At 40.7% G+C, this 19,852-nt stretch carries 19 protein-coding genes; 1 reads left to right on the forward strand and 18 read right to left on the reverse strand.

The features are described 5' to 3' along the window. Positions 1 to 110 precede the first annotated feature (110 nt). On the reverse strand, positions 111 to 3,794 hold the full coding sequence (metH, locus tag KSO91_RS02295) for a methionine synthase (RefSeq protein ID WP_238740954.1): 3,684 nt from the start codon (positions 3,792 to 3,794) through the stop codon (positions 111 to 113). 874 nt (positions 3,795 to 4,668) lie between these two features. Then, on the reverse strand, positions 4,669 to 5,586 hold the full coding sequence (metA, locus tag KSO91_RS02300; RefSeq protein ID WP_238740956.1) for a homoserine O-acetyltransferase MetA: 918 nt from the start codon (positions 5,584 to 5,586) through the stop codon (positions 4,669 to 4,671). Between the two features lie 118 nt (positions 5,587 to 5,704). On the opposite strand from metA, the gene KSO91_RS02305 reads away from it, so the two are divergent. Next, on the forward strand, positions 5,705 to 6,190 hold the full coding sequence (locus KSO91_RS02305; protein WP_238740958.1) for a GNAT family N-acetyltransferase: 486 nt from the start codon (positions 5,705 to 5,707) through the stop codon (positions 6,188 to 6,190). Here KSO91_RS02305 and KSO91_RS02310 read toward each other — a convergent pair. The 16 genes from KSO91_RS02310 to gspD form a co-directional block, all read right to left on the reverse strand. Beyond that, complete coding sequence (locus KSO91_RS02310; RefSeq protein WP_238740959.1) at positions 6,179 to 7,525, reverse strand: MATE family efflux transporter; 1,347 nt, start codon at positions 7,523 to 7,525, stop codon at positions 6,179 to 6,181. The two genes, KSO91_RS02305 and KSO91_RS02310, sit on opposite strands and share 12 nt — an antisense overlap. A gap of 12 nt (positions 7,526 to 7,537) precedes the next feature. Beyond that, positions 7,538 to 8,191: an SCO family protein gene (locus KSO91_RS02315; protein WP_238740961.1), complete on the reverse strand. Its 654-nt coding sequence runs from the start codon at positions 8,189 to 8,191 to the stop codon at positions 7,538 to 7,540. A gap of 2 nt (positions 8,192 to 8,193) precedes the next feature. Further along, positions 8,194 to 8,823 (reverse strand): transcriptional repressor LexA, encoded by a 630-nt coding sequence (gene lexA / locus KSO91_RS02320; protein WP_238740963.1) that lies wholly within the window; start codon positions 8,821 to 8,823, stop codon positions 8,194 to 8,196. A gap of 84 nt (positions 8,824 to 8,907) precedes the next feature. Further along, complete coding sequence (locus tag KSO91_RS02325) at positions 8,908 to 9,666, reverse strand: type II secretion system protein N (RefSeq protein ID WP_238740965.1); 759 nt, start codon at positions 9,664 to 9,666, stop codon at positions 8,908 to 8,910. Between the two features lie 31 nt (positions 9,667 to 9,697). After that, the gene (locus tag KSO91_RS02330) at positions 9,698 to 10,180 is read right to left on the reverse strand and encodes a type II secretion system protein M (protein WP_238740966.1); all 483 of its coding nucleotides are present in this window, start codon (positions 10,178 to 10,180) and stop codon (positions 9,698 to 9,700) included. After that, positions 10,180 to 11,379, reverse strand: coding sequence for a type II secretion system protein GspL (gspL, locus tag KSO91_RS02335; protein WP_238740967.1), 1,200 nt, complete (start codon positions 11,377 to 11,379; stop codon positions 10,180 to 10,182). Before gspL ends, KSO91_RS02330 begins: the two co-directional genes overlap by 1 nt. Before the next feature lie 65 nt (positions 11,380 to 11,444). After that, positions 11,445 to 12,428 (reverse strand): type II secretion system minor pseudopilin GspK, encoded by a 984-nt coding sequence (gene gspK / locus KSO91_RS02340; protein WP_238740968.1) that lies wholly within the window; start codon positions 12,426 to 12,428, stop codon positions 11,445 to 11,447. Further along, positions 12,425 to 12,586, reverse strand: coding sequence for a hypothetical protein (locus KSO91_RS02345; RefSeq protein ID WP_238740971.1), 162 nt, complete (start codon positions 12,584 to 12,586; stop codon positions 12,425 to 12,427). Before KSO91_RS02345 ends, gspK begins: the two co-directional genes overlap by 4 nt. Continuing rightward, on the reverse strand, positions 12,583 to 12,744 hold the full coding sequence (locus KSO91_RS02350) for a hypothetical protein (protein ID WP_238740973.1): 162 nt from the start codon (positions 12,742 to 12,744) through the stop codon (positions 12,583 to 12,585). Before KSO91_RS02350 ends, KSO91_RS02345 begins: the two co-directional genes overlap by 4 nt. Before the next feature lie 154 nt (positions 12,745 to 12,898). After that, on the reverse strand, positions 12,899 to 13,540 hold the full coding sequence (gspJ, locus tag KSO91_RS02355) for a type II secretion system minor pseudopilin GspJ (protein WP_238740975.1): 642 nt from the start codon (positions 13,538 to 13,540) through the stop codon (positions 12,899 to 12,901). Continuing rightward, complete coding sequence (gspI, locus tag KSO91_RS02360; RefSeq protein WP_275113884.1) at positions 13,530 to 13,901, reverse strand: type II secretion system minor pseudopilin GspI; 372 nt, start codon at positions 13,899 to 13,901, stop codon at positions 13,530 to 13,532. Before gspI ends, gspJ begins: the two co-directional genes overlap by 11 nt. An 8-nt stretch (positions 13,902 to 13,909) precedes the next feature. After that, positions 13,910 to 14,515, reverse strand: a complete 606-nt coding sequence (gene gspH / locus KSO91_RS02365; protein ID WP_238740977.1) for a type II secretion system minor pseudopilin GspH — start codon at positions 14,513 to 14,515, stop codon at positions 13,910 to 13,912. Positions 14,516 to 14,523: 8 nt separating this feature from the next. After that, positions 14,524 to 14,961, reverse strand: coding sequence for a type II secretion system major pseudopilin GspG (gene gspG / locus KSO91_RS02370; protein ID WP_338049729.1), 438 nt, complete (start codon positions 14,959 to 14,961; stop codon positions 14,524 to 14,526). Between the two features lie 74 nt (positions 14,962 to 15,035). Next, positions 15,036 to 16,250, reverse strand: a complete 1,215-nt coding sequence (gspF, locus tag KSO91_RS02375) for a type II secretion system inner membrane protein GspF (RefSeq protein WP_238740979.1) — start codon at positions 16,248 to 16,250, stop codon at positions 15,036 to 15,038. A 1-nt stretch (position 16,251) separates the two neighbouring features. Then, entirely contained in the window at positions 16,252 to 17,769 is a 1,518-nt protein-coding gene (gene gspE / locus KSO91_RS02380) for a type II secretion system ATPase GspE (protein WP_238740980.1), read from the reverse strand. Beyond that, positions 17,769 to 19,796, reverse strand: coding sequence for a type II secretion system secretin GspD (gene gspD / locus KSO91_RS02385; RefSeq protein ID WP_238740982.1), 2,028 nt, complete (start codon positions 19,794 to 19,796; stop codon positions 17,769 to 17,771). The genes gspE and gspD overlap by 1 nt, the downstream gene beginning before the upstream one ends. Positions 19,797 to 19,852 lie beyond the last annotated feature (56 nt).

The following is a 19,852-nucleotide window of genomic DNA, read 5'->3' on the forward strand; positions in this document are numbered from 1 at the left end:
GATAGGCGCGATAAATAAAGGCCTATTAAATTATTAGCAAATAAATTGTGGAATAATTGCGTTTAATAGCTGAAAGGGGGGCAAATTCGCCCCTCTTATAGTAATAATAATTATGACAAATTGGGGCCTAACCATCTTTCTGCTGTTAATTTGTCCCAACCTTTACGCAAGGCATAATCATCAAGTTGGTCTTGCTGAATTTTTGCCACTGCAAAATAACGACTTTCGGGATGCGAGAATATCCAGCCCGATACAGCAGCCCCAGGGTACATAGCGTAACTACTGGTTAATTGCATGCCGATCTGTTGCTCAACATCCATTAAATCCCAAATAACCTCTTTTTCTGAGTGTTCAGGGCAGGCGGGATAACCCGGCGCAGGGCGAATACCTTGGTATTTCTCACGAATAAGATCATCATTGGCTAATGTTTCATGCGCTGCAAATCCCCAATACTCTTTACGTGTTTTTTGATGCAGGTACTCGGCAAAAGCCTCTGCTAAACGGTCACAAACAGCTTGTACTAAAATCGCATTATAATCATCATTATCAGTTCGATAGCGTTCAGCTACCTGTCGTTCGCCAATACCGCCAGTCACCGCAAATGCGCCAATATAATCAGCAACCCCAGACGATTTAGGAGCGATATAGTCCGCCAAGCAATGGTTAACAAAAGGCGCTTTTTTCTCCGATTGCTGGCGCAGGTGATGACCCACTTGTATTATTTCTGTTCGAGATTCATCGGCATAGATTTCAATATCATCCCCGATGCTATTGGCAGGAAAAATACCGACAATACCGTTTGCAGAAATTTCGCCTTGTGCTTCAACTATATCGAGCATTTCTAAAGCGTCATTAAAAACACGGCTTGCCTCTTCGCCAACCACTTCATCGTCAAGAATACGTGGATATTTACCCGCCAGCCCCCAAGTCATAAAGAAAGGAGTCCAATCTATATAATCACGTAATACACTAATCGACATCTGCTTAATTACTTGCGTCCCGAGCTGATTTGGCACTGGCGGCTGGTAATTAGCCCAATCTATTTTTGCGCTATTCGCGCGTGCTCGTTGCAGTGATACGGCAGCGCTGCGCGGACGCCTATTTTCATATTGCTCACGTACGCGACGGTAATCTTCATTGAGTTTTTCAACAAATTCGGGTTTGTTTTTTGGGTTTAATAATTTCTGGCAAACGCCTACAGCACGAGAGGCATTCGAGACATACACCACAGGCTGGTCATAATTCTGCTCAATTTTAACGGCAGTATGGGCTTTCGATGTTGTTGCGCCGCCAATTAAAAGAGGCAGTTTTAAACCTTGACGCTGCATCTCTTTGGCAACATAGACCATTTCATCAAGAGAAGGCGTAATTAAACCAGATAAGCCAATGATATCGGCTTTTTCTGTAATTGCCGTTTTGATAATTTTTTCACAGGACACCATCACACCAAGATCGATAATCTGGTAATTATTACACTGTAAAATAACACCAACTATATTTTTGCCAATATCGTGAACATCACCTTTAACGGTTGCCATCACGATCTTACCATTGGTTGTCCCAGCCTGTTTTGTTGCTTCAATATAGGGATTGAGATATGCGACCGCTTGTTTCATCACGCGTGCAGATTTTACCACCTGAGGAAGAAACATTTTCCCCTCACCAAAAAGATCACCTACGATATTCATGCCATCCATTAATGGCCCTTCAATCACATCGATGGGCATTTCTGCGTGACTACGTGCTTCTTCTGTATCGGCTTCAATAAACTCAGTAATTCCTTTCACTAAAGCATGGGCGATACGCTCGTTAACAGGTAGGTTTCGCCACTCTAAGGCTTTACCATCATCGATTTTTTCTGCACCTGCACCGCGATATTTTTCGGCTATATCCAAGAGAGCGTCGGTAGCATCTGGGCTGGTATTCAATATAACCGCTTCAACTGCTTTTTTAAGATCCTTTTCAATATCATCGTAAATAGCTAATTGTTCGGCATTGACAATGCCCATATCCATACCGTTTTGAATACAGTAATAAAGAAATACGGCATGAATTGCTTCACGCACAGGGTTATTACCACGGAAAGAGAAAGATACGTTGGAGACACCACCGGAAATCATCGCATGGGGTAAATTCTCTTTAATATCTTTAACCGCTTCAATAAAATCAACGGCATAATTATTATGCTCTGCGATGCCTGTTGCCACTGCAAATATATTGGGATCGAAAATAATATCTTCCGGCGGGAATCCCACTTGATTAACCAAAATATCATAGGAGCGTTTACAGATTTCAAATTTACGCGCTCGAGTATCCGCTTGGCCCTTTTCATCAAAGGCCATGACTATCATCGCAAAACCATAACGACGAATTAACTTCGCCTGCTCAATAAACTTATCAACGCCCTCTTTCATACTGATTGAGTTAACAATCCCTTTACCTTGCACACACTTAAGACCCGCTTCTAAAATTTCCCATTTAGAAGAATCGACCATAATGGGTACTCTACAAATATCTGGCTCAGAGGCACATAAATTGAGAAAGCGTTTCATCGCAGACAGCGAATCAAGCATCGCTTCATCCATATTAATATCAATAACATCTGCGCCAGCTTCAACTTGATGAAGTGCAACTTCTAATGCTTCATCATAGCGTTCATCCATAATTAAACGTTTAAAACGTGCCGATCCGGTCACATTGGTACGCTCACCGACGTTCTGGAATAATGAATCATTGCGTATTGTTAATGCTTCTAACCCACTTAAGCGACAAGCAATTTCAATATCAGGTAATACGCGCGGTTTAACCCCTGCAACAGCACCCGCCATGGCGCGAATATGCTCGGGTGTGGTACCACAACAGCCCCCGACTAAATTTAAGAAACCACTTTTAGCCCACTCCTTAATATGCACAGCCATTTCATCGGCTTCTAAGTCGTATTCACCAAACGCATTAGGTAACCCTGCGTTGGGGTGCGCTGAAACATAGGTTTCTGAAATACGTGACATCTCTTGTACATATTGACGCAGTTCATCAGGACCAAGCGCGCAGTTCAAGCCAAATGAAATTGGTTCAATATGGCGCAGCGAGTTATAAAATGCTTCGGTTGTTTGTCCCGACAGCGTGCGCCCAGAAGCATCGGTTATCGTACCGGAGATCATAACGGGCAATTTATAACCCAGTTCTTCAAAGACGCCACTGACCGCAAAAACAGCCGCTTTGGCATTAAGCGTATCAAAAATAGTTTCAATTAAAATCAAATCACAACCGCCAGCAATTAACGCGTGGGTTGATTCACTGTATGCCTCGACTAATTCATCAAAACTGACGTTACGAAATGCGGGATCGTTTACATCAGGTGAAATTGAACAGGTGCGATTTGTCGGCCCTAAAACGCCAGCAACAAAACGCGGACGATCTGGTGTTTCCGACGTTTTCTGATCAGCAACTTCGCGCGCCAAACGCGCCGCTTGTCGATTAATTTCAGCAGAAAGCGATTGCATATTGTAATCAGCCATCGCAATCGTCGTTGCGTTAAAGGTATTAGTTTCAAGAATATCGGCACCCGCATCAAGATATTGACGATGGATATCAGCAATCACTCGAGGTTGCGTTAACACCAATAAATCGTTATTACCTTTTACATCAGATGACCAATCAGCGAAGCGTTTGCCACGATAATCCTCTTCTTCAAATTTATAGGACTGGATCATGGTGCCCATCCCGCCATCAATAAGAAGAATGTGTTTTGCTAATTGCGCCTTGATAAGTGCGCTACGATCGTTAATTGGCATAGAGTTCCCTGCTATTTTTGCTAATAAGTACTGGTATGACCAAGCTACTTGATGATGCAAATTCAAGCAGTTCGAATATACATATATTAACATAAAAGCAATCGGCTTTTATGTCATAAAGGTATCCGCTGATTGAAATATTTTGTTATAAATAATGAATAAATTGATAGTTGATTATTGGTATAAACAGAGATAGCAGAAATAAATGGGCAGGGGATATTCGCAACTTTACCAGACAAATAAAAAAACGAGCTAGAGACAGCTCGCTTTAACTTAAAAAAACATTGTAATGTCATCATAATAAATAGAATTTGTAGCTTCTTTGCTTGTTGATCTCTTACCATCCATCAGCGTTTGTACTCCATTAATCTGAAAAAACATAAACGACCAAATAAATACGTTTATCAATGAAACAGATTTAAAATACAAAGATCAATAACACACTCAATACTCACAACAAAACTAAAACTTATTTAGGTTATAATCGACTACCATGTTGTAAATAAAGTGATAATTAAAAGGCCAATTTGGCGATGAGTCGCTTAAAATAACAGACTCCTAAAAATTTATTACCACTTTTAACAAACTGATATGAAGTAATAATATCTAAGCCCTCCATTAGTAAAAAATTCGCAGCATTATGTTTTTTTTAAGCTGTGAAAGTAGTCAAATAAAAAGACCAAACCCACAATACCCATTGGGCGATGAGCTACCGACAGCAACTCCTATCAGGTATTAGCCTTACTGAAAAACAATATAAGATAATAACTATTCCTCCTTTTTCCTTCTTAACTACATTAATAATAGTTAAGATTCTCCATATTTCCAGTACAGCAAACTATTTATAAGTTATTTTATTAAGTTCATCACATTTTTATATTAACTCAGATAAATCATAAGGCGTTACTTGGTAGACACAATAATTCAGCCAATTGCTATACAATAAATTCCCATGACTGCGCCAAGTTGCACGGGGTGTTTGCTGTGCATCATCACTGGGATAATAGTTCTCAGGCAACATCGGATTAACCCCCTCATCAAGATCTCGCAAGTACTCATTGTTGAGCGTATCAGCATCATATTCGGGGTGACCGGTAATAAATACTTGTCGACAATCTGGGCTAGCAGCCAAATAGATACCAGCTTCAGGTGCGTCAGCAAAAATAGTTAAGTCACTATTCGCACTTGTATATTCTGAATCAAACTCCGCAAAACGTGACAACGGCGCCCAAAAGAAGTCATCAAAACCACGTACTAGAGGATGATGATGATGATGTGTTGTATGCTCGTAAATCCCCGAAAGTTTTCTTTCACGTGTCATTTTTTCTAGGCCGTATAAATATTTAAATGCAGCCTGTGCCGCCCAGCATAAAAATAGCGTGGAAGTAACATTATGACGAGACCATTCTAAAATTTCAGTAAATTTATCCCAGTAATAAACCTCTTCAAAAGGGATTGTCCCCAGTGGTGCACCGGTAATAATAAACCCATCCCATTTTTGATTCTTAACACGTTCAAAATCGCCATAAAAAGTATCTAAATGCGATTGTGGAGTATTTCGTGAAGCACGTGCATCTACACGTAATAATTCAATATCCACTTGCAATGGGGTATTAGAGAGTAGCCGCATTAATTGCGTTTCCGTTTCAATCTTTTTAGGCATTAAATTCAAAATCAAGACTCGAAGAGGGCGAATATTTTGATGGCTTGCGCGTGTTTCAGACATAGTGAAAATATTTTCAGACTTTAAAATACCTGCGGCAGGCAGATCATCAGGGATACGAATAGGCATAACAGAACTCCATATTAACTATTTCATTTAGACATCTAGAAGTCTAACCTAAATTAGCCAAGACAACAAAATTTTCGGTAAAATGGTAATATTATTAAAAACCATAAAGAGACTAAAAATGTTTAAAATTATTCAAGCTGATTTAACACAGGCAGAACATGCAAAGGCCTACCTAAAATTAATGTCGGATTATGCATGCGATCCGATGGGTGGAGGAGAAGATCTCTCCGATTTCGCTAAACAAAATCTTATTGAGACATTATTAAAACGTAATGATGTGTTTATTGTATTAGCCTTCAAAAATGGGCAAGCAGCCGCCATACTGACCGCAATAGAGGGATTTTCAACCTTTGCCTGCAAACCCTTACTCAATATTCATGATGTTGCCGTGTGCGCTGCATTTCGGGGACAAGGAGTAACAAATTTACTGTTCAGTGAAATTGAAAAAATCGCACTCTCTCGGGGCTGCTGCAAAATGACGCTGGAGGTATTAGAGGGCAATGAGATTGCAATAAATGCTTATCGAAAACAGGGGTTTTGCGGTTATCAACTTGATCCTAAATTTGGTAATGCACTATTCTGGACTAAATCATTACACGATTAACTTATTTTTTTTATTAAGCTGTAAGTAAATCCATAAAAGCGTTACTCCTCGCGCAGCCATAAAGGCATTCATCGCTATCCATAAAGCATGATTGCCTTGCGCTGAAAAAATAAACCAAACAGGAAAATAAACCAAGCACAGCGAAATAATCATACTATTACGCATCTCTTTTGCACGCGTCATACCAATAAAGACACCATCAAAAACGAAACCAAGCATCGAGGTCAGCGGGATCAAAATTAACCACGGTAAATAACTATTTGCCTCCACTTGTATGCTATTGATAGAGGTGATCTGGTTTATAATCCACTGCCCATAGAAATAAAAGAGTAGCGACTGCATAAGGCTAAAAATAAATGCCCAAAATAGGGTGACATGAACAGCGTCCTTCAATTTACTTAAACAGCGATGACCCATATTTTTCCCGACTAAGGCTTCGGCCGCGTAAGCAAGGCCGTCCATAGAGAAAGAGATCAAGAGGAGAAAGTGCATCAATACGGAGTTCGCAGAAACGACATCATCACCTAGTTTAACCCCTTGCATGGTCATAAATGCATAGGTCACTTGCACGCATAAAGTGCGAATGAAAATGTCACGGTTTAGGGCAATAAAGGCGCGTAGGGAATGCAAATTAAGCAGTTGCTTTAACAACTTAATAAAATCCCCCACGTTGTAGAAAGGTTGAATCATCTTCATGATAACCAATAAACCACAAATGAGCGCAATATAATCGGCAAGTAACGAAGCCCACGCTACGCCAGCGACTCCCCATTCAAATCCGACCACAAAAAGTAAGCTCAATGCAATATTAACTGCGTTACTAATTATGAGTAAAAACATAGGTACTTTGGCATTCTGCATACCTAATAGCCAACCCAACACCACCATATTAAGCAAAGCGGCAGGTGCGCTCCAAATGCGGATATCAAAATACTGTTTGCCATATAAAAGTACCTGCTCACTACCCTCTATAAAATGAAAAAAGAGTGACGAGAGAGGGGTCTGTAGCAACAATAAAAGCGACGCTAATACGAGTGCAATTAGGATAGATTGTAATAAAAGGCGCAAAACCTGCTGAAAATCATTTGCGCCATATGCCTGAGCAACCAATCCCGTCGTCGACATACGTAGAAAAACCAGCATCCAGAAAAGTAACGTCACCACCATTGATCCCACAGCAACACCGGCTAAATAATAGGATTCAGGCAGATGGCCGATCACGGCTGTATCCACTAAGCCAAGTAATGGCACGCTAATATTGGAGAGCATCATCGGGAGTGCAATAGTAAATATTTTTTTATGCGTTGAGAATTTTAAAAATGTGTTTTTTATCATCTATCCCGTTGCTTAATAGCTAGTCGTATTTTCTTGCCAGTTTTGATAGATCTGATGAATATCTTCGACCATTAAATCCATATCCACATGAGCAATACCGTCTTTATTCAACTCAGCTTTAAATGTGGCATGATGCTCTCCTCGAGGATTAATAAGTACAAGGGAAGCGCTATGATCGATTAAATAATATTTATCTAACGGCTGATCAACAATGCTGTATACCAAACCTAAATTCTGAGCAAAAGGAAACAGTTGCTGATGTGTGCCTGTCACGCCTTTAAAGTGAGGATTAAAATAGTGAACATACTCAGTCAAATGGTCAGCTTGGTCACGGTTAGGATCAACAGAAACAAAAACCACCTGAATATTACTATAAGGGGGAGCGACTAACGCAGGATAGATACGGTTAAGGTCCATTAATGTTGTCGGGCAAATATCTGGGCAGTAAGTGTAGCCGATAAAAAAGAGAGTCCATCTGTTCAACAAATCTTGGTTAGAAAATGTTTTGTCTGTTGATATAACAAACGAAAAAGGGGGCAAAATCTTGCCCTTTTGTTGAACCAACAAAGCTTTGTTACTGCTGGAACCGGGATTCGCTTGCATCTTCCCTAATAGAAAAAAGGAGGTAAATAGAACAATGAAAGCAAGCAATACCCCACTTTTCATTTTCACATCCAATCAGCGGTGCGAATAACACCTACCGCAACACCTTCGATAGCAAATAACTGATATTGCAGATCGACTTTAATTGGCTCAAATAAGTTATTTTCAGCTTTCAAAACAACCTGACTACCTTCACGGTAGAAGCGTTTAACGGTGACTTCATCTTCAACACGAGCGACAACCACTTGCCCATTATTAATATTTTGTGTTTTATGTACAGCCAATAAATCACCATCCATAATACCAATATCTTTAATGCTCTCACCCGATACACGCAATAAGAAATCCGCACAGGGATGAAATAGGGAAGGATCAACATTATAATGAGCCTCGATATGCTCTTGCGCCAAAATCGGCTCACCAGCAGCAACCCTGCCAATTAAAGGCAACCCATGCTCAACAACGACTTCATCATCTTTATAATCGCCGAGAATACGTATGCCACGTGATGTGCCCGATAACATTTCTATCGCACCCTTACGTGCTAATGCTTTAAGATGTTCTTCAGCAGCATTCGCACTACGAAAACCGAGAATTTTAGCTAGCTCAACACGCGTTGGCGGCATGCCGGTTTTATCAATGCAGTTTTTTATCACATTGAGCACTTCATTTTGACGCTTGGTTAACTCTTTCATAACTACCCCATAAGGCTGTAAATATACACAGTGTATATCTACACATGAATTTATACCAGTAACGCTAAAGATTTTTTCAATCTATTACAGTCTACCTTTATAGTTAAGCTGCGTTTCGCCCGACGAAGTTGTACGCCCCAGCCAAGATAATGCCTGCTTGATAGAAGGCTCCAACTTATCACTATCTTTGAGCGAACCTTGTAACTGATAAGCCCCTCCCTCTTTTAACAACATCTTAATGGTACTTTTTAGCTGCCCAGACTGCTGTTGCAAACTTGCGGCCAGTTGCCCATCTTCACAGCTTAAATCAATATCCACCGTCCCTAAATCAATATTACCCAAATCACTGTTAACCTCTGCATCTTGCCAACTAATATCGCCATCGAGCAGTTGGCAATAGGGTTGCCCTTGTGTCGCACTTTTTATCTCTAAGAGCAGATTGCCAGTGGCTTCAACAGGCACGGGAAGCGGTAATTTAAGATAGGCAAGCAATTCAGCGGCACTGCTATCGACAGTTAAATTTTCTACCGACACACCAGAAATGCCAAACAAAACAGCCCCTTTCCCTGACATTGCATGCGCACCATTAGTAAACTCAATATTTAATTTTAAGTGTAGATTTAGCAATGCAGACCAATCAATTTGCCAGTCAACCTGCTGCAAATGGTACTTTCTTTTATAAGTCAGTTGATTAGCCCTACCCTGCCAGATTGAACCAGAAACGCTGGCTATTTGAATTCCTGAACGCGCGGGTATAAAGCCAGTAACTTTGTTCGCTGGTAACGTAATCAGCAGTGAAAGTAAGTAGCACAAAACGAAAAATAAAATAATTTTGATTTTCATAGAAGATAACAACTCTTTATTTAATTCTGAATTAATAACCAAGTAATAAACGATTAATTCTGATGTGCCCCTGCTGATCCATTTTAGAAAAATCAGTATTAAGAACAGACACAGCATAGTTATTATTTAAGTCTGTTAGCCAGCCGACAAAGCGAGTAAATTCAACATCATTAATCCAAACTTCAATCTCCTCCTTTTTATTCACTATGCGAGAGAAATTGATACCATGCTCTCTCGCACTTTGATTCACCAGTTGCGCTAAGCTTAAATTTTCACCCTTACTTTCCTGCTTACCGACGCCAGCCTGTACCAATAGTGTTGCTTTATCCTGCACCCAACTTAATGTCTGCTGTGCACTGCTCAATTCTTGCTGACTCGCTTGCAACTGGTCCGATAATGGCTTCCAAGCTCCCCAATAAATAATCGCCAACAATAAAGAAACCGCGCTGATTGATGATAATTGTTGCTCCCTTTCTGAAAGGCTCTTCCACCAAGCTTGAAATTGTTCATTCATTATCTTTTCCTTATTGTTAGCAAGCCACTAACACGATCATGACTGCTATTAAGCGCACCCTGCTCCACAATGAAATGATCAGGCACGAAAGCGCTAAATTTTTCAAATGACTGAAAATTATTACCATTAACTAAAATTCGCATCTCTTGTTTTTTACCATCAAACTTAAGACTAGATGGTTGAAGTTGTGGGTTATTAGCAAAAGCGGGCACCAACTCGTTAAGCATCGACAAAAATCCAGATTCAGCATTATCCCCCTCTAAGCCGATCAGCATAGTTTTCAGTTTTTTCTTAATACGCACATATTTTAATTTCCCTTGTAAAGGAAATGCTTGCTTATAAATCGTCTCGACGTGTTGTTTAACTAGCTGAGTTTGCTTTTCCAGCTGTGTGCTCTGTAAATGAATATTTATCATTAACAAGATAAATAACACAACAGTTAAGATCGCAGGCATACGCCATTTATCCAGTTGCTGATTGCGCTCTTTTTTAGGCTTAAATTCACCACTTAGTAAGTTTATTTTGTTATTGAGTGTCCCTTTTGCGAGTAACTCCATAGATAAAACCGGCTCATGGTTTGTCCACTGACCAATCAGATTGTCAGGATGCGGACTGTAGCTTTCAATCTCTTGTGTTAATTTATCGCCTAGTTGGCTTTCTAGTAGCAGATTAAGCATCGCTTGCTCACAACTCCAAGCAAGGTGAATACTTTCTCTGACTATCCACTGATTTTCAAGCTGCACCGCTTGCCACTTGCCATCAGCACAAAGAGGCAGCGTCAATCCTTCCGGAATAAACTGTTTACAAATTATTTGTGCCGTCTTCAGCCAAGCCAACCAAGTTGACATTTTCTGTTTATCACAAATAGCCACATGCAGTAAATCTGTCTGTTTGGCGATAACTGAAAAGTGTAATTTTTCTACATCAGAGGCTAACTCTTCTTCCACCAAATAAGGTAAAGCCTGCTGCATTTGCCTATTAAAAGCGCCATTAATAGCAATCTTTTTGATACAGATATCAACACCGGGCAGGAGACAAATGACTACTCGCTGTTCAGCTTTTTCAGTTAATAGATTTAATTGCTCAGCATTAGCAACTTGCCCAGATGCAATAATTTCATTTTCACTTTCAGACCATATAAGCCAATGATTTTTATGCGAAGCTTCACTTGCTAAGCGGATTATTAATCGTTCAGTCACCCATAATCTCCATTTTTTTTATCTCTCTTATTAGCGTATCTATTATCCATCTTGTAATACTAAGTTCATTTGAATCCGCCCGATTGATACCGTATCACTTTGGCTTTTTTTGAGCTTATTTTAAATAAGAGCTTAACCGCAAGTAATCTATCTTCAAACGCCACAAGACCGTTTAATTGGAAAAACTCACTACTGACACTAAGTTGCTTTTTTAGCGTTGCCGATACAGATATGCCTTTAAATAAGCTGTTTTCCAAAAAGGCATTAACACTATTCCAGCCACTCGTTGGCCGATCCTGTAGTAATTTTTTGAAATCAGAGAGAGCTATATTATGGCCTTTCTTAAATAACGCATATAATATTTCTGGCTGATCTACGCTCACCGTATTAACATTGATTTTTTGATCGACAGAAGGTAATGCGCATAAATAAGGAGATATTTTTTCATATACATTTTTACCGACCCCCTGCACCGCACGCAACTCACTAATATCAACCATTAAAGCGTTCGCAGCTAAATAGGCAACACTGCGTCCTTCGTAAGTACTATCTTCAGCCCCTTGAGAGGCATCACTCTGATCATCTTTATCAATCCAATCTCGTGTTGATTCGGCAATCGTTTCGGCAGAATAATCTGTTAAACCAATCGCCTCTAATAAAGCCCTAAATTGGGTAACTGGCAGGGCGGGTGAATTACCCTGATCAGCTAAAGCAATCGCATTTACATTAAAACAGCTGCGCTGATCTTTAATCTGTCCAGCAAGATTGCCATTATCAAGCGGGAACACCATATCGGGGGTTGCCCATATTTGATCCAAACTGACAACGTCACTATCTGCAAAATCCTGATCTAAAATCATTCTCCCCAGATCTGCTGAAGCCTGCCCATACCAATATACCTTTTGTGAAAAAGTTAACCCTTCAGTACGTTTTAAACTTAGTGTTAATCGCCCTGTCATGGTGGCTGCCACTGTCACCATGATCGCTAAAATCATCAAGACAGTGATCAATGCTACGCCATTCTGTTTGCGCTTATTGATAACGCTCATGATCGAATGACCCCATCTTCAGAGGTTAATAAATGCGCCATTAATCGACCGCTCATGATAGCTGCAACAGTAACCACTCTTACCAAAAAGACAGCTAAAATAATCAATACAGTGATCAGTGCTACGCCATTCTGTTTGCGCTTATTGATAACGCTCATGTTCGAATGACCCCATCTTCAGAGGTTAATAAATACGCCATTAATCGACCGCTCATGATAGCTGCAACAGTAACCACTCTTACCAAAAATACAGCTAAAATCATCAAGACAGTGATCAGTGCTACGCCATTCTGTTTGCGCTTATTGATAACGCTCATGATCGAATGCCCCCATCTTCAGAGCTTAATAAATACACCATTAATCGACCGCTCATGATAGCTGCAACAGTAACCACTCTTACCAAAAATACAGCTAAAATCATCAATACAATGAACAGTGCTACGCTATTTTTTTTGCGCTTACAAACGACTTTCATTGTTTAATAACCTCACTTTCTGAGATTAAAAACACACGACGAATTTCAGAATACTGCTTATTGCTAAAGGTAATTTCGATCCCTCTGGGCAGCGTTTTCTCGGGCTCCCAAGTACTTTGCCAACCATCATTCCAAAAACGGAAGCTGAGCGTCTCAATATCGTTTAATAACACCTGCACTTGTGGCTCCTGTCCTACCACTAGATCCGGATGAAGAAAATAGAGACGTTGTAATTGTCCTTCTTGAAGTCGATAACGTACCCGTAAAACATTAGAGCGGGGCAATAAATTAAGTGGGTTTTGCCAACCGAGGCGGTTAAATTCAATGCCCTGATCTTCTGACTCAAACAGTGAACGTCCCGCTGTCATAACCCGTAATTCATCTTGGTTATCACTTTCATCGCGAGATGCGCGTGCCACGATTTGCGTAAAGTCCTGCTCTATAATGAGCATAGCACGCTGTAGCTGCGTCAAAGATTCACTGTGCACTTTGCTTATTTCACCACTGCGTAGAACACCTTGTAGTACTTGATATGCGGTTAGACTTAATAACGCAAAGATAGAGATTGCGACTAACATTTCAAGCAGTGTAAAGCCTTTATTGAACCGTCTAGATGACACTTGGTGATTATTTCGCAATGTAGGTCCTAAGATAAGCCAGTGCATTGCCTTCTTTGACACTGCTCACTTCAATATCCAATGCTTTAAAGTTATTATCCGTCGTTTTTACCGTTTGATAACGCACATACCAAGTTTGTCCCGCAAACTCGTTACTCTCTGACTGCCAGCTCGTTGATGGCCACTTTTTTTCTAGTTTCAATTCAGCCATGCGATTACTTGCAACCCATAAAGCAAAAGTTTTATCTTGCAAGTAAGCTTGATTTCTTAATGCTTCAGAAGCAGCGTTCATTACCGACAGTCCAGCAGTAGCCAAAATAGCCAGCGCAAGCATCACCTCCAACAGGGTCATCCCTTGCTGCTTTAGTTTGATTACTGTCAACTTAATGCTCATTTGCTGACTAACTCAGAAAAGCTGATCTTACCACTCATACTAACAGAGAGCGTCAGTGATTGAGCTTTAGTTAAGCCGTCACGCTCTGAAAATTGCAGTTCAAATGGCGTTACTTCACCACTCGACATGATATAAACCTGTGGTGTTAAATTGGGGAGTTCGCTATCCCCTTCTATTTCAACAAGGTAATCATTATCAATAAAATCATCTTGTTCATTGCTGACTATTTCATCCCAAACCGATCCGGATAAAAGATACTCGAGCTGAATTGACTCAGGTAGCTCAACTTTACCAGGAAGCTGATCACTAATTACGGCTAGCCACTTTTTACTAGGATAATCATAAAAAACAAATTGGTAACTGTTATCTTCAAAAAAAACGCCCAATTCAATGCCCGAAATCAACGCTTCATCTTCGGCAAACTGCAACACTGTATTAAAGCGTTGTGCCTGCCAGCTGATATCTTCTTCTGAGATGATATGCTCAGGCATAGTCATCATCACCCCAACAGATATCATCCCCATTAATAACAACACCAGCATAATTTCAAGTAGAGTGAAACCTGCCTGCCTGCTATTTTGGGGCGGTGTTTTAAATAACAATGGCTGACCTATTCTTTTCCATCCAAATTCCAATTACCAATGTCGTCATCACTCCCTTCTTCACCATCTCGTCCTACAGATAACACATCAATTTTACCGTGTTCACCAGGGCTGTTTAAGACGTAGTTATTCCCCCATGGGTCTTGCGGCAGACGTTTGATATAGCCATCTTCAAGATAATTACGCGGCTCAGGAGAACCACTTGGGCGTTCAACTAATGCTTCAATTCCCTGCTCGGTGCTTGGGTAAGATCCATTATCTAATTTATACATATCTAGCGCATTTTCTAATGCAACCACATCTGATATGACTTTTTGACGATCCGCTTTATCTTTGTTACCCATTAAATTCGGCACGACTAATGAAGCCAAAATTCCCAAAATAACGATAACCACCATAATTTCGAGTAAGGTAAAACCTTTTTGCTTGTTGTTGTTATTCTTCACGATATTTTCCTTTATATTTAATCTAAAAGCAGCAGTCAATCTGATACCTAATGAGTTGTACTCGCTCTGTAAAATCAACCAGAAACTATATTGTTTAATTGTAAAATTGGCTGCAAAATTGCGGCAACGATAAATAAAACCACCCCAGCCATTGAAATCACTAAAGCTGGCTCAAAAAGCCCTAAGGCAAGAGTCACTTGTGCCGCAAACTGTTTGTCTTGATTATCAGCGGCTCGTTCCAGCATATTGCCTAGTTCACCACTACGTTCACCACTGGCTACCATATGTAACATCATTGGCGGAAATAATTTAGTACTTTTTAGTGCAGCGCCTAAACTTGCCCCTTCTCGCACCCGCTCTGTCGCTTCGCCTACCTGCTGGCGAATATAAAGGTTGCTGAGTACCTGCCCGGCAATAGACATCGCCTCTAATAAGGGTACCGCACTGCTATTTAAAATACTGAGTGTACGCGCAAAACGTGCGGTATTTAATTCATTAGCCACACGACCAATAATCGGCAATTTAAGTAATTTTTGATCAAACTTTAATTGCTTAGCTGGTTTTTTTAAGATCTGCCGGCAAGCAAGCAGAAAAACGACAACAACAACCACAAAATAGAGACCGTAAGCACTTAATGCGTCACTAGCTGCAATTAAGAAGCGAGTAGACCCTGGCAATTCAGCCCCCATATGTTCAAACTGACCGACTACTTGCGGCACAACCGAGGTGAGCAAAATAGCCACCACGGAAATGGCAACTAGTGTCAATACAACGGGGTAGAGCAGCGCTTGCATCATCTTGCTCTTCATCTCTTGCCGTTGCTCAGTATAATCGGCAAGCCTATCCAATACGGTATCAAGATGCCCAGACTTTTCTCCCGCAGCAACCATCGCACAGAAAAGCTCATCAAAAATAAGCGGGAAAGCACGCATACTATCAGCAAGGCTATATCCTTCAATAACACCTCCACGTACGGCAATGATCATCGACTTTATTTTTACTTTGTCACATTGCTCAGCAACTGCATGCAAACTCTCTTCGATTGGAATAGCGGAAGCCACTAAGGTAGATAATTGACGGGTAATTAATGCTAAATCTGCAGTTTTAATTTTACTGCTTAACAAACTACGGCTACTTTGGGATTTTTTACTGGCCACCGCTTCCACTTCAAGTGGTATTAAGCCGGTATTACGTAATTGTTGGCGTAGCAGACGTGCAGAATCAGCTTCTAATGTGCCCTTCTTCTGTTTTCCTCGCGTATCTATTGCTTTATAAAGAAACGTAGCCACACTAATCCTCTCTTGTTACACGTAATATTTCTTCCAGCGTTGTTTTTCCGGCAAGCACTTTGGCTAAACCATCATCACGAATGCTGGGTGTATATTGACGAATCACTTTTTCAACCGCTTGCTCACCTGCGTTAGTATGGATCAATTCGCGCACATTTTCATTGACCACCAGCAGCTCATGGATACCCGTACGCCCTTTGTAACCGGTTTGGTTACATTTATTACAACCAATCGCACGAAAAATAATCCGCGGGTCGTCACATTGCAATCCTAATATCTTTTTTTCTTGTTCCGTTGGGACGTGTGACTCTTTGCAACTGGGGCATAAACGACGTACTAAACGTTGAGCCAGTACTCCCAGCAAACTCGAGGATAATAAAAAGGGTTCAACGCCCATATCACGCAAACGCGTGACGGCGCCAACGGCGCTATTGGTATGCAGTGTTGATAAAACTAAGTGCCCCGTTAAACTCGCCTGCACGGCGATTTCAGCAGTCTCTAAATCACGAATTTCACCAATCATCACGACATCGGGATCTTGACGTAAGATCGCCCGTAAACCACGTGCAAAAGTCATATCAACTTTAGTATTTACCTGCGTTTGACCTATCCCGTCAATGGCATACTCAATCGGATCTTCAACCGTAAGGATGTTACTGTTTTTAGCATTTATCTCTAATAACCCAGCATATAACGTTGTACTTTTTCCCGAACCGGTCGGGCCTGTAACCAAAATAATGCCATGCGGTTTGTGGATAAGTTCACGTAATAAAGTATGGTTTTGCTCTGTCATCCCCAGCGTGGCCAGATCCAGCTTAACCGCATTTTTATCCAGCAAACGCAATACAACTCGTTCACCATAACTTGCTGGCATAGTGGAAACACGTACATCAACTGCACGCCCACCAATGCGCAGTGAAATACGGCCGTCTTGTGGGATGCGTTTTTCGGCGATATCCAGCTTTGCCATTACCTTGATACGTGAAACTAATAATGCAGCTAACTTACGCTGAGGTTTTAAAATCTCACGCAACACACCGTCAATACGAAAACGGATAATAAGTGAGTTCTCAAAGGTTTCGATATGAATGTCTGATGCTTCTTCTTTGATTGCCTCGCCCAACATCGCATTGATAAGCTTGATAATCGGCGCATCATCTTCCGTTTCAAGAAGATCTTCATCATCAGGTAACTCTTCTGCAAGCGCAAAGAAATCGTCACTACCAATATCTTCCATCAATTGCTGCGCTTCTGAAGATGACGATTGATAAGCTAATGTAACCAGCTTATCAAAAAGTTCACTATCAACTTGCTGTAAGCTAAAAGGACGCCCAGTTACGCGGCGCACTTCTAGTAATAGATCCACTGACGGTTTTTGTTTATAACAAAGTTCAGTGTCGTTACCCTCGATACGGATAACTAACTCATGCTTTTTAGAAAAAGGAAAGGGCAATTGGCCACGTGGTGTGAACTCGGCAATCTCCTCTTCTGAAAGCGGTATTTGTTCAAGCAAGTTCATTACAGAGCATCCAGTTGCGCACTATTCGTTTGCACGCTCTTTTTTTCTACTTTTTTATGATCTTTTGCTGGTGCAAAATCATCAGGGTTGATTTCATGACTCTCTCCCCATTCCGGTAATATTGGCGCATTACTATTAGGCATTAAGCTAATCCCCTTATCTCTTTGTTCTTGTTGCACACTACGGATTAAACCGTATTTACGTGTACTAAGCGCGGCCATAGTCTTATCATCACGGATAATAGTGGCACGTATAAAGACCATTAAGTTGCGCTTTTCAGTACTGCTCTTCGTTGATTTAAAGAGGTAACCTAACAAGGGAATGTCTCCTAACAAGGGTACTTTATTCACTGTTTCAGTGACGTTTTCATCAATTAGACCGCCAATTACAACCGTTTCACCTGATTTAGCTAAAACAGTAGTTTTCACCGCGCGTGTTGCAAAAATAATATCAACTGAAGTTTTGCCTTTAATTGTTGACACTTCCTGTTCAATCACCAACTGCACTGCATCACCTTCATTGATTTGCGGGGTGACTTTTAGTTTAATGCCTATCTCTTTACGCTCAATAGTTTGGAACGGGTTGGAATTAGCTGAGCTAGCGGTCGATCCCGTTAAAACTGGCACTTCATCACCAACAATAAAACTCGCTTCTTGATTATCTAGGGTGGTAATGCTTGGTGTGGCGAGAATATTGGATCCTGTTGTATTGCTAATGGCTTGCAATACCACTCCCCAGTCATTACCTGCAAAACCTACAATACCACCTGCAATGCTTGCAAGCGCGGTCGCAGCACTGGTTAAATCATCTCCACTATCGGAATTACTAACTTCATAAGCGGCCCCCACTATTTCACCTGTGGTCACACCATTATCTTGAAATTGTGTGCCACCGTATTCCGTTGCCCATTGTGTGCTTAAGTTAATACCATCACTTTCTGATACTTCAACGATAATGGCTTCAACCAATACCTGTGCGCGACGGATATCAAGCTGGTGAATAATACTGCTCAGTGAAGACATTAATGCGGGTTGCGCGGATACAATAACTGAATTAGTCCCTTCATGTGATTCTATGCTTAAAGAGGAAGAGGCTGATTTAGAGTTGCTACCAGCATCTTTTTCAATGCTTTTACTCACCCCTTGTAGCACGGTGACTACCTCTTTGGCTTTGGCATATTTGAGATAAAAGACACGTGTATTACCGTCATTCATTAGTTGCCCATCTAATTTATTGACTAGTGCAACAATACGCTCACGTGTTTTTGGCTCACCACTAATGATCAGTGAATTAGTACGTTCATCAGCCACTAAACGTGGCTGTAAAATACTCGGCGTAGTGTTTTTAGAACCTGCAGCAGGTTTTTGAATCGCGGTAACAATTTTAACCATCTCTAATGCGCTGGCAAATTTCAGTTTTACGATATCAACGTCCTGATCGCCCGCTTTATCAACACGGTGAATTATTCTAACCAAACGATTTACAACTGCAGCTCGGCCAGTGATCATTATCACATTGGAAGGATCGTAATGAACGACATTCCCACCACCTGCATTATCATTGAGTTGACGTAGTAAAGGGGCTAATTCTCGTACCGAGACATTAGTAACAGGTACCACGCGGGTCACCATCTCATCACCAGTAAACTGCAGACCATCATCAACTACAGGGATGGATGATACTTTGGCATCTTTGGCCTTGATGACTTTAACAATACCACTTTCCATCTCAACAACGGCAAAACCATAAACTTCTAATACATTTAAAAAAAACTGGTAATACTGTTTTTCATTTAAAAGATCATAACTACGAACGTTAATATTGCCGCGCACAGAAGGGTCTAAAATAATGGTTTTATTTAGGTTTTTGCCAACAATATTGATGAATTCATTAATATCCGCATTTTTAAAACTCGCAGAGTATTCCGTTGCAAATACTACACCGGCGCTTGCTCCATTAAGTACTAAAGCAAACAGACTCAGACTTAATAATTTACCTAGTCTGTTTTTTATTCCTAAACATATCATCTTAACTGAAACTCCAAATCTATACTTTCTGTTACGGATTAACTACTTGTTATAAT

Source organism: Psychromonas antarctica, from assembly GCF_022267535.1.
Taxonomy (GTDB): Bacteria; Pseudomonadota; Gammaproteobacteria; order Enterobacterales; family Psychromonadaceae; genus Psychromonas; species Psychromonas antarctica.

Bases quoted from the DNA above. Each gene is read 5' to 3' on its own strand.
- metA (WP_238740956.1), bottom strand. From the start codon at position 5,586: ATGCCTATTCGTATCCCTGATGATCTGCCTGCCGCAGGTATTTTAAAG.
- metH (WP_238740954.1), bottom strand. From the start codon at position 3,794: ATGCCAATTAACGATCGTAGCGCACTTATCAAGGCGCAATTAGCAAAA.
- KSO91_RS02305 (WP_238740958.1), top strand. From the start codon at position 5,705: ATGTTTAAAATTATTCAAGCTGATTTAACACAGGCAGAACATGCAAAG.
- lexA (WP_238740963.1), bottom strand. From the start codon at position 8,823: ATGAAAGAGTTAACCAAGCGTCAAAATGAAGTGCTCAATGTGATAAAA.
- KSO91_RS02330 (WP_238740966.1), bottom strand. From the start codon at position 10,180: ATGAATGAACAATTTCAAGCTTGGTGGAAGAGCCTTTCAGAAAGGGAG.
- gspD (WP_238740982.1), bottom strand. From the start codon at position 19,796: ATGATATGTTTAGGAATAAAAAACAGACTAGGTAAATTATTAAGTCTG.
- gspE (WP_238740980.1), bottom strand. From the start codon at position 17,769: ATGAACTTGCTTGAACAAATACCGCTTTCAGAAGAGGAGATTGCCGAG.
- KSO91_RS02315 (WP_238740961.1), bottom strand. From the start codon at position 8,191: ATGAAAAGTGGGGTATTGCTTGCTTTCATTGTTCTATTTACCTCCTTT.
- gspK (WP_238740968.1), bottom strand. From the start codon at position 12,428: ATGAGCGTTATCAATAAGCGCAAACAGAATGGCGTAGCATTGATCACT.
- KSO91_RS02345 (WP_238740971.1), bottom strand. From the start codon at position 12,586: ATGAGCGTTATCAATAAGCGCAAACAGAATGGCGTAGCACTGATCACT.
- KSO91_RS02310 (WP_238740959.1), bottom strand. From the start codon at position 7,525: ATGATAAAAAACACATTTTTAAAATTCTCAACGCATAAAAAAATATTT.
- KSO91_RS02350 (WP_238740973.1), bottom strand. From the start codon at position 12,744: ATGAGCGTTATCAATAAGCGCAAACAGAATGGCGTAGCACTGATCACT.
- KSO91_RS02325 (WP_238740965.1), bottom strand. From the start codon at position 9,666: ATGAAAATCAAAATTATTTTATTTTTCGTTTTGTGCTACTTACTTTCA.